This is a genomic window from Streptomyces sp. NPDC030893, from assembly GCF_055571535.1.
In genome coordinates this window covers 55,721-65,707 of record NZ_JBVIFC010000025.1, presented here as the reverse complement: position 1 = coordinate 65,707, position 9,987 = coordinate 55,721, and the positions used below count along the sequence as shown (strand labels likewise).

General features: G+C 72.8%; 8 protein-coding genes. 2 read left to right on the top strand and 6 right to left on the bottom strand.

Annotated features, from left to right (window positions below; genetic code table 11):
- Nucleotides 1-108: 108 nt before the first annotated feature.
- Both ACZ434_RS31095 and ACZ434_RS31090 read right to left on the bottom strand, forming a co-directional pair.
- Nucleotides 109-726: a dTDP-4-dehydrorhamnose 3,5-epimerase family protein gene (locus ACZ434_RS31095; RefSeq protein WP_468461754.1), complete on the bottom strand. Its 618-nt coding sequence runs from the start codon at nt 724-726 to the stop codon at nt 109-111.
- Nucleotides 727-865: 139 nt separating this feature from the next.
- Nucleotides 866-3,172: an ATP-binding cassette domain-containing protein gene (locus ACZ434_RS31090; protein ID WP_468461752.1), complete on the bottom strand. Its 2,307-nt coding sequence runs from the start codon at nt 3,170-3,172 to the stop codon at nt 866-868.
- A gap of 178 nt (nt 3,173-3,350) precedes the next feature.
- Here ACZ434_RS31090 and ACZ434_RS31085 point away from each other — a divergent pair, with 178 nt between their 5' ends.
- Both ACZ434_RS31085 and rfbB read left to right on the top strand, forming a co-directional pair.
- Nucleotides 3,351-4,211 (top strand): class I SAM-dependent methyltransferase, encoded by an 861-nt coding sequence (locus ACZ434_RS31085; RefSeq protein ID WP_468461750.1) that lies wholly within the window; start codon nt 3,351-3,353, stop codon nt 4,209-4,211.
- Nucleotides 4,208-5,206: a dTDP-glucose 4,6-dehydratase gene (rfbB, locus tag ACZ434_RS31080; protein WP_468461748.1), complete on the top strand. Its 999-nt coding sequence runs from the start codon at nt 4,208-4,210 to the stop codon at nt 5,204-5,206. Before ACZ434_RS31085 ends, rfbB begins: the two co-directional genes overlap by 4 nt.
- A gap of 161 nt (nt 5,207-5,367) precedes the next feature.
- Here the strand turns inward: rfbB and ACZ434_RS31075 are convergent, their stop codons facing one another.
- The 4 genes from ACZ434_RS31075 to ACZ434_RS31060 form a co-directional block, all read right to left on the bottom strand.
- A complete protein-coding gene (locus ACZ434_RS31075) occupies nt 5,368-6,612 on the bottom strand; it encodes a DUF418 domain-containing protein (protein WP_468461746.1) in 1,245 nt (414 codons plus the stop codon).
- An 18-nt stretch (nt 6,613-6,630) separates the two neighbouring features.
- Complete coding sequence (locus tag ACZ434_RS31070) at nt 6,631-7,440, bottom strand: FkbM family methyltransferase (protein WP_468461744.1); 810 nt, start codon at nt 7,438-7,440, stop codon at nt 6,631-6,633.
- Between the two features lie 76 nt (nt 7,441-7,516).
- On the bottom strand, nt 7,517-8,800 hold the full coding sequence (locus ACZ434_RS31065) for an activator-dependent family glycosyltransferase (protein WP_468461742.1): 1,284 nt from the start codon (nt 8,798-8,800) through the stop codon (nt 7,517-7,519).
- A gap of 33 nt (nt 8,801-8,833) precedes the next feature.
- Nucleotides 8,834-9,985: a cytochrome P450 family protein gene (locus ACZ434_RS31060; RefSeq protein ID WP_468461741.1), complete on the bottom strand. Its 1,152-nt coding sequence runs from the start codon at nt 9,983-9,985 to the stop codon at nt 8,834-8,836.
- Between the last annotated feature and the right edge of the window lie 2 nt (nt 9,986-9,987).

Below are 9,987 nucleotides of genomic sequence, written 5' to 3'. Positions count from 1 at the left end.
CCTTCCCCCCCCTCCCCCCCCCCCCCCCCCCCCCCCCCCCCCCCCCCCCCCCCCCCCCCCCCCCCCCCCCCCCCCCCCCCCCCCCCCCCCCTCGCCGGGCCCCGCGAATCAGGCCGTCCGCAGGGCCCGGTCGATGGCCAGGCACTCGTCGTAGTCGGGCAGCAGACCGTCCGACGCGGCCTTCTCCAGGGTGGGTGCCGCGAGGTCGCGCTCCGACAGGACCGGATCGAGGTCGCCGGGGATGGGCAGGGCAAGCTCCGGGTCGAGGATCGACAGCGCCAGCTCGTGCTCGGGGACGTACTCGCCGGAGAGCAGGTAGGAGACGACGGTGTCGTCCTGGAGCGCGACGAAGCCGTGGGCGACGCCGACGGGGAAGTACACGGAGCGGAACGTCTCGGTGTCCAGCAGTACGGCGTCCCAGCGGCCGAAGGTCGGCGATCCGACCCGGATGTCCAGCGCGATGTCGAGCGTCTTCCCGCGCGCGCAGTACACGTACTTGCCGCACCCCGGCGGTGTCAGGGTGTAGTGCAGCCCGCGCACCACGCCCCGGCGCGACCTGCTGTGATTCGTCTGGGCGACGCGGAACAGCGCATGCCCGGTGGCGTCCGAGAACGCCGATTCCTGATAGGGCGATACGAAGATGCCGCGCGAGTCGTCGAACACCCGTGGCGTGAATTCGACCGCGCCCTCGACGAGAAGTTTCCGTGACTGCATGGTGGAAGCCATGACGGACTCCGATTCAAAGCCGTATTGCTCGGTCTGCGTGACGTGTGAGCCCGGGGTCCGGTGTCCGGCGTGTCAGGATTCGGTGCTCTCCAGTGGGCCCGCGTGCTGCCGATGATGTCCGCGGCGTCTCGCACACGCCTCAACGACCACTGGACGCGGTGACGTACTCGCGCAGATGCCGGGCGGTGAGGGTGTCGCCGTGCGCGACGAGGTCGGCGGGGGTGCCGGTGAACACGACCCGGCCGCCGTCCCGGCCCGCGCCCGGTCCGAGGTCGACGATCCAGTCGGCGTGGGCCATCACGGCCTGGTGGTGCTCGATGACGATGACCGTGTTCCCGTCGTCCACGAGCCGGTCGAGCAGGCCCAGCAGCTGGTCCACGTCGGCGAGGTGCAGTCCGCTCGTCGGCTCGTCCAGGATGTAGACGGCGGCCTTCTCCGCCATGTGGACGGCCAGCTTCAGGCGCTGCCGCTCGCCGCCGGACAGGGTGGTGAGGGGCCGGCCGAGACCGACGTACCCGAGGCCGACGTCGGCGAGCCGGTCCAGGACGGTCCGGGCCCGGCCGGTGGTGAAGAAGTCACGGGCCTCGTCCACCGTCAGGGCGAGCACCTCGCTGATGTCCTTGCCGCGCAGGGTGTAGGTGAGGACCTTGGGAACGAACCGCTTGCCCTCGCACTCCTCGCACACGGTCGAGACGCCCGCCATCATCGCGAGGTCCGTGTAGACCACCCCGATGCCCCGGCAGTTCTTGCAGGCCCCCTCGGAGTTGGGGCTGAACAGGGCCGGCTTGACCCCGTTGGCCCGGGCGAAGGCGGCACGGATCGGGTCGAGCAGTCCGGTGTAGGTCGCCGTGTTGCTGCGCCGGGACCCGCGGATCGCGGACTGGTCCACCGCGATCACACCGTCCCGCCCGGCCAGCGAGCCGTGGATGAGCGAACTCTTGCCCGACCCGGCGACACCGGTCACGGCGGTCAGCACGCCGAGCGGCACCTCGACGCTCACGTCCCGCAGGTTGTGCGTCGTGGCGCCGGTGATCGACAGCTGTCCGGTGGGCCGCCGTACCCGCTCCTTGGTCCGCACCCGGTGGTCCAGGTACCGGCCGGTCGGCGTCCCGGACCGGCGCAGCGCGTCGACCCGCCCGGTGAAGCAGATCCTGCCGCCCTCCGGGCCCGCGCCGGGCCCCAGGTCGACCACGTGGTCGGCGATCCGGATCAGCTCCGGCTTGTGCTCCACGACGAGGACGGTGTTCCCCTTGTCGCGCAGCCGGAGCAGCACGGAGTTCACGCGCTGGATGTCGTGCGGGTGCAGCCCGACGGTGGGCTCGTCGAAGACGTACGTGGCGTCGGTGAGGCTCGAGCCGAGGTGCCGCACCATCCTGACCCGCTGGGCCTCGCCGCCGGACAGGGTGCCCGACTCGCGGTCCAGGCTGAGGTAGCCGAGGCCGATCTCCACGAGCGAGTCGAGCAGTTCGCCGAGGCCGGTCAGCAGCGGCGCCACCGGGGGGCCGTCAATGCCCCGGACGAACCGGGCGAGTTCGCTGATCTGCAGGGCGCAGCAGTCGGCGATGTTGAGCCCGTCGATCCGGCAGGAGAGCGCCGCGGGCTTGAGCCGGGCACCGTCGCACGCCGCGCAGCGGGCGAAGGTCACGGCCCGGTCGACGAAGGCACGGATGTGGGGCTGCAGGGCGCCCGGGTCCTTGCCGAGGTAGAGGCGGCGCACCTTGACCGCCAGACCCTCGTAGGTGGTGCCGGTACCGCCGTGCAGGAGCTTGATCCGGGTGGCGGTCCGGTGCAGCAGGTCGTGCCACTGGGTGGGGGTGTAGTCCTTGAGCCGGACGGCGGGATCGACGAAGCCGGAGTGGGCGATGGACTTCCAGTACCAGGAGCCGACGTTGAAGTTGGGGACCGTGATCGCCCCCTCGTCGAGGGAGAGTTCGGGGTCCACCAGCTGCTCCACGTCGAGCGTGGAGACCCGGCCGATTCCCTGGCAGTCGGGGCACATGCCCTCGGGCAGATTGAAACTGAACGCCCCGGACGTGCCGATGTGCGGGGTTCCCAGACGGCTGAAAATGATCCGCAGCATGGTGTGCGCGTCCGTGGCGGTGCCCACGGTCGAGCGTGAGTTGGCCCCCATGCGTTCCTGGTCCAGCACGATCGCGGCGCTCAGGTTGCGCAGCGCGTCGACGTCGGGTCGGCCGAAACTCGGCATGAACGACTGGACGAACGCCGTGTACGTCTCGTTGATCAGGCGCCGGGACTCGGCCGCTACGGTGCCGAAGACCAGTGAGGACTTACCGGAACCGGAAACGCCGGTGAACACGGTGAGGCGGCGTTTGGGGATATCGAGGGAGACATCCGCCAAGTTGTTCTCCCGGGCGCCGCGGACTTCGATGAAGTCATGACGGTCGGCTTCCGGACGCGGGTTTCCGTCCTGGTCTGAGAGAGTCATCGGCGCACCCTATGTGGCCGTTCAGTACGTGTAAACACGGTAAGGGGAGCGGACGGTCGTCCGGGATTTCATCCGGCCACGCCAGTCATGCTCCACCTGTTGTCGAGCGCTTTCGAAGGTGCCCGCCGGACGATGGGGGGCCGTACCGCCAATTCCGTGGGATTTCCTGGGAGCGCACGTGGACAACACAACGTACAAGGCCCGTGTCACGGCGGCCTTCGACCGGGCCGCGGGGTCCTACGACCGGCTGGGGGTCACCTTCTTCACCCCCATGGGGCGGCGCCTCGTGGAGCGAGCGGCCCCGAAACCCGGCGAGCGGGTCCTGGACGTGGGCTGCGGCCGGGGCGCCTGCCTCTTCCACGCCGCCGCGCTGGTCGGGGAGTCGGGCCGGGTCCTCGGTATCGACATCGCCCCGGCCATGATCGAGGAGGCCCGGCGGGAGGCCGCGGCGGCCGGCGCCGGCCAGGTGGAACTGCGGGTGATGGACGGCGAGTTCCCCGAGCTGCCGCCGCGCTCCTTCGACGTCGTGACCGGCAGCTACAGTCTCATCTTCTTCCCCGACGCCCGGGCCGCCCTGCCGCGCTACGCCCGGCTGCTCGCCGACGGCGGGCGGATCGCCTTCACCAGCCCGGTGTTCACCGACGACACCTTCCCCTTCCTCCCCCCGGTCTTCACCGAGCTCATCCCGCGCTCGCTGCTGCGGAACCTGCCGCCGCAGTGGCGGCCCGAGGAGCTCCAGCGGCGCTTCAACAGCTGGCTGGCCGAGAAGGACGACCTGCGCCGGACCATGGAGTCCGCGGGCTTCGGCGAGGTGGAGGTCACCGACGAACCGGTCGATCTGGTGGCCCCGTCCGGCGCCGCGTGGGTGGAGTGGTCCCACACCCAGGGCATGCGCCTGCTGTGGGAGCACCTGCCCGACGACGACCGGGAACGGCTGCGGGTACGGCTCACCGGGGCGCTGGACGACATGCGCACGGACGGCGGGCCGGTGTCGATCGAGACGCCGGTGCGCTACGTCACGGCGAGCGTGGCCCGTTGAGCCGCAGGAGGCTGCTGATCACCGGCGGTGCCGGTTTCATCGGTTCGCACTACGTCAGAAGCCTGCTCGCCGGCCGCTACCCCGGTTACGAGGACGCGCGGCTGACCGTCCTGGACAAGCTCACCTACGCGGGCACGCTCACCAACCTGCCGCCCTCCCATCCGAGGCTGACCTTCGTCCGGGGCGACATCTGCGACCAGGGCCTGCTGATGGACCTGCTGCCCGGGCACGACGCCGTGGTGCACTTCGCGGCGGAGTCCCACGTGGACCGCTCCATCGCCGGCTCCACCCCCTTCGTCACCACCAACGTCACGGGCACCCACACCCTGCTGGACTGCTGTGTCCGCACCGGGGTGGGCCGGTTCGTGCACGTCTCGACGGACGAGGTGTACGGGTCGGTGGAGAAGGGCTCGTTCTCGGAGGAGTCCCCGCTGGAGCCCAACTCCCCCTACGCGGCGTCCAAGGCGGCCGCTGACCTGATCGTCCGGGCCTTCCACCGCACCCACGGGCTGGCGACCACGATCACCCGCTGCGCCAACAACTACGGGCCCCACCAGTTCCCCGAGAAGGTCATTCCGCTGTTCGTCACGAACCTGCTGGAGGGCAGGAACGTTCCGCTGTACGGCGACGGGCTGCACGTACGGGAGTGGCTGCACGTCGACGACCACTGCCGGGCGGTCCAGCGCGTGCTGGAGTCGGGCCGCGCGGGCGCCACGTACAACATCGCCGGCGGCACGGAGCTGACCAACCGCGACCTGACCCGGCTGGTGCTCGGGGAGTTCGGGGCCGGCTGGGACCGGGTGGACCATGTCACCGACCGCAAGGGTCACGACCGCCGGTACGCGCTGAACGCCGAGCGGATCAGGGCGGAACTGGGCTTCGAGCCGGAGGTCCCGTTCGAGCGCGGCTTCGCCGAGACCGTCCGGTGGTACCGCGACAACCGCGCCTGGTGGGAGCCGCTGCTGCCGCGCCGCACGGCCGGCTCGGCGCACTGAGGCTGCCGGGCTTCGGGGTTTCCGGGTTTCCGGGCTTCCAGGCTTCCAGGCTTCCGGAAGACACGGCACCCGCGTCACGGCACCGGCGCGACCGTGCGACGCCCGGCCGGGAGAGCCCGGCCGGGCGTCGCGCCGTGCTGCCGGCCGGAGCGGCCGGTCGCTCAGCGGCGCGGTGGCACGGTGGCTTCCGCCGTGCCGCCGAGCGCCTCCCGGCGCGCGCCGGGGCGTCGCCCGGCGCGGTGGGTGGCCCGGTGCAGCAGGGCTTCGGCCGGGCCGCGCCGGCCCGCGCGGCGCAGGAGTTCGGCCATCAGCACCCCGACGCCCCAGGTGCCGAACGCGACAAGCGCCGAGCCGAGGACGCTCACCTCGTCCCCGAGCCCGAGGACGTACGGGGCGAACAGCACCAGCCAGACGGCCGACTGCCACACATAGCAGCTCATGGACCGCCGGCCGCACGCGGCGACCGCGGTCACCGCCCGGCCGCGGTGTCCCTCCAGGCGCAGCGCCAGCAGGGCGACCGCCGCGGCCAGTGCGCAGCCGCCCGCGTAGCCCGTCAGGACGTGCAGCACCCCGAGCCCGAGGATCACACCGTCCGGGGCGGTGGTCCACAGTCCTGAGGTGATCGCCGCCAGGGGCAGGCCACCGGCGACGCCGACGGCCGTGCCCGTCACCGCGACGCGCCGCAGCAGGCTCCGGAACCGGCCCGGCTCCTCCAGGATCCGCCGCCGGGCCGCCCACGCGCCGATCAGGAACGGGCCGAGCGACACCACGGCGAACAGCGGGGTGGTGACCACCCAGGTGCCGATCCGGTAGGCGGCGTCGGACACCGGGTCGGCGGCCAGGAACAGTGCCGCCGCGCCGTCACCGGGGTCGCCGGAGGCGTTGGCGGCCAGGGTGCCCCCGTACAGCACCGAGCCCAGCACGGCGCCGGCGCCGGCCACCTTGAACAGGGTGCGGTCGGCGGCGCCGGTCAGGCCGACCGCGGCCAGGCCGAGCAGCCCGTAGGCGCCCAGGACGTCCCCGGAGAACAGCAGCAGCGCGTGGCAGAACCCGAACAGCAGCAGCAGGCGGGAGCGCCGCCGCAGCACCGAGTGGGCCCCGGTCTCGTCCCGTCCCCGGCGCCGCTCGCGGTCGAGGACGCGGCCCACGCCGTAGCCGAACAGCAGGGCGAACATGGGAAAGCTGCGGCTGTCGGCCAGGACGGTCAGCAGGCCCGCCGTCAGCGCGTCCGGGAGTGAGCCGGCGACCGGCGGATAGCCGCGGATCACCGCGGCGCTCCCGCTCACGAACATGTGGGCGTGCACCAGGGCGACGATCAGCAGCATCAGGCCCCGGGCGAGGTCGGGGGCGAGGGCCCGGGAGGGGGTGCTCCCGGGCCCGGACGGGCGCGCGGCGCCGTCGCTCATCGTCCGTCCTCCTCGTCGTCAGTCCCGCTCGGCGAACACGAGGTGGACGCTGCCGCCGACATAGACCCCCCACTGGGAGACCGTGGCCCGGAAGCCGAGTCCGGCCAGGCGCGAGACGACGCGGCCGAGCCTGCCGTCCATGTCGTGGACCTCCAGCAGGACCCGGCGGATGCGCGGCCAGCAGGCGGGATCGATGCCGTCGAGGACGTCGAGCTCACCGCGCTCGACGTCTATCTTCAGCAGGCCGACCTTGTCCACGCCGTGCTCGGCCAGGGCGGCGGTCAGCGTGGTCACCTCGACCTGGACCCGCTGGGTCACGTCGAAGGTCCGCCGGACGACCTCGCGGGTCCGCTCGTCCGCGCCGATGTTGGCCAGGTGGGCCTCGAGGTTGCGGGTGTCGTCCTCGGCGTCGTCGTACAGCGTCGAGGCGGAGGCGACGTAGGGCCGGTAGATCAGTTCGGACTTCCCGGGCGCGGCCCCGAGCGCCTGCCGGGAGGCGAGCGCACCCGGCAGGTGCCGGGCCAGGTTCTCCTCCAGGCAGGCGAAGGCCTTGGGAGCGGGTTCGAAGGCGAGCAGACGGCTTTCGGGGGCCAGGCGGGCGAAGAGCAGGGAGGCCAGCCCGATGTGCGCCCCGACGTCGATGACGGCTTCGTCGGGGCGCAGTCCCTCGGCGGCGCTGCGGTAGGGGGCGGCGCTGCTGATCTCCTCCCAGAGCGTGTGCGCTTCCGCTTCCTGCACCGCGGACACCACATGGCCGTCCGGCAGCCGGCAGCGGGTCACGGGGAGGTCGGTCGGCAGTTCGTCGGGGAGATCCCACGGATTCGGCATGCCGACGACGCTGCCGCAGCCGTCTCGAGGAGCGCACGAGGAGCACTGGTCCGGTCCGTCGGGCCGGGGTGCCCGGTCAGGCGCCGGCCCGGTGCTCCCCGGTCAGCTTCTCGAGGACCGGAACGACCTCGTTGGGGGTCGGCATGGCGCGGATCTCCGTGCGGAGCTCCCGGGCGCGTTCGGCGTACGAGGGCTCGTCGAGCAGGCGGAGGATCTTCTCCCGCAGCACCTCGGCGGTCAGGTCACGGGCGGACACGGCGAGGGTGGCGCCCGACTTCTCGTACTCCTCCCCCATGTCCTCGCTCACCCATTCGTAGCCCACGATGACGACCTGCGGCACCCCGTGCAGGTCGGCGGTGGCCTTGGTCTGGTAGCCGGCGTGGTGCACGATCACCGAGCAGGACGGGGCGAGTTCGTTGAGCGGGACGAAGTCGGTGGCGCGGATGTTGCCGGGCAGTTCCGGCAGGGCGTCGCGCTGGGCGGGGTCGAGCGCGGCGATGATCTCGACGTCGAGTCCGGCGAGGCTGCGGAAGAGGGCGGCGAGTGTGTCGGTGAGCCGGAACCGCTCGGAGTCCTCACGGGTGATGGAGGTGCCGAGGGTGACGCACACCCGGCGGCGCCCGGCCGGCTCGTGGAGCCAGGCCGGCACCGTGCAGCGGCCGTTGTAGGGGACGTAGCGCATCGGGACCGTGGGCAGGTCGAGTTCCTGGCGCAGGCTGCCGGGCCGGGTGTCGACGACCCACTGGCCGGTCAGCATGGTCTCCTCGAACCGCCGGTCGCTGCCGAGCCGTTCGAGTGTCCAGTCGAGCCATTCGGCGGTCGGGTCCTCGCGCAGCGGTTCGGGCTGCCGGTCGCGGTGGCGCAGGAAGTGCCCGCGGGTGACCATCTGCAGGGCGAGTTCTGGGCCGGACACCAGCCGGGCGTGGGCCGCGCCGGTGGCGACGGCGACGACCGCCCCGGCGATGGAGAAGCTCTCCCAGATCACCAGGTCCGGCCGCCAGCTGCGGGCCACCTCCACCAACTGGTCGATCTGGGCGTCGTTGTTGAGCGGCTGGTAGAGGGCGGGGACCACCATGTTCTCGTAGGAGAGGTGGTCCTCCCAGGTGACGGTCGAAGGGTCCTGCTTGCTGGTGCCGATCTCGTTGAAGAGGGAGATGGCCTCCTTCTGGAAGTCGTCCAGCCGCTCCCACAGGGTCGGCGACTGGATCGGCACCGCGGTCAGGCCGGTCTGGGTGACGGTGTCGACGAGCTGCTCGTTGCACGCGGCCAGCACCTCGTGGCCGGCGGTGCGCAGGGCCCACGCCAGCGGGACCATCTGATGGAAGTGATTGCCCTCGATGGAGGTGAACAGGACTCGCATCGCCGGTGTTTCCTTTCTGTCGGCGCGGCGCGGTCAGCCGGTGGCCAGCGGGCAGCCGAGCAGGTGCCTGGTCACCGGTGAGCGGCGGCTGCGCAGGGACGGGCCCGACCGGCGCGGGCGCGGGCCGGCGGCCGCCAGCGCGCGGAGCACGGCTTCGGCCTGGGCGCGGGCGAACGGCAGCGTCACCCGGTGGTGGAGGCCGGGCAGGAGGGGGCCGGCCGGGCGGCCGGGGGCGAACCGGTCGGGGTCGGCGAACACCTCGGGATCGCGGTTGGCGGCCCCCACGAGGACCACCACCCGCTCCCCCGCCGACACCCGCTCTCCGGCGAACTCGGCGTCGGCGCGGGCGACCGCCGCGTGGAGCTGCGCCGGCGGGTCGTGACGCAGCACCTCGGTGACGACCGTGGCCGCGTACGCGGGGTCGTCGGCCACGCGCGCGAACTCCTCGGGGTGGTCCACCACGGCCAGTACGGCGCCGGTGACCAGCCGCGCCGCGATGCGCACCCCCGCGGTGGCCAGGAGCACCGCCGTCGCGCGCCGCCGCTCGTCGCCGGCCGGCGCGAGGAGCGCGGGCAGCCGGTCGACGGCGGCCGTCGCGCGCCGGGTGACGTCCAGTCGCTGCGGGCAGAGCAGGCCGTCGAGGACGACACCGGCGGCGGCGCAGGCGGCGGCGAGCTCCCGGTGGAGTGCCCGGGGCAGCCCGAACCGGTCGGCGAGGAGCTCCACGGGAAGGCGCTCGGCGAGGTCGGTGACGAGGTCGAAGCGTTCGCCCCGTCCCGCGACCGCCCGCCGGCACACCGCCGTCACGGCGTCGGGGGTGAACACCGCCTCCGCCGTCCGCCGCAGCCGTTCGTAGTGCGCCGCGTCGCCGCCCAGTCCCGCCTCCTCGGCCGGTACGTGGACGTGCTCGCCCGTCACCGGGCCGTGCGGCCATGTTCCGCCCAGCAGGGTGGCGGCGAGGCCGTGGTCGGCCGTGACCCAGGTGCCGGTGGCGCTGCGCCACAGCGGCCCGAGGGCGCGGATGCGTTCGTGGCAGGGGCGCGGGTCCTCGGCGTGGCCGCGGAGCAGGTCGGCGTACGGATCGCCCTTGACCCGGCGGAGCCACAGCTCCCCGTGCGCCCGCTGGAGCCGCCTGCCCAGCTCGCCGATTCCTCCGGGGTTCCGTGTGTGCTGGCTGACGCTCACCT

Bases quoted from the DNA above. Each gene is read 5' to 3' on its own strand.
- ACZ434_RS31095 (WP_468461754.1), bottom strand. From the start codon at position 726: ATGGCTTCCACCATGCAGTCACGGAAACTTCTCGTCGAGGGCGCGGTC.
- ACZ434_RS31065 (WP_468461742.1), bottom strand. From the start codon at position 8,800: ATGCGAGTCCTGTTCACCTCCATCGAGGGCAATCACTTCCATCAGATG.
- ACZ434_RS31090 (WP_468461752.1), bottom strand. From the start codon at position 3,172: ATGACTCTCTCAGACCAGGACGGAAACCCGCGTCCGGAAGCCGACCGT.
- ACZ434_RS31075 (WP_468461746.1), bottom strand. From the start codon at position 6,612: ATGAGCGACGGCGCCGCGCGCCCGTCCGGGCCCGGGAGCACCCCCTCC.
- ACZ434_RS31070 (WP_468461744.1), bottom strand. From the start codon at position 7,440: ATGCCGAATCCGTGGGATCTCCCCGACGAACTGCCGACCGACCTCCCC.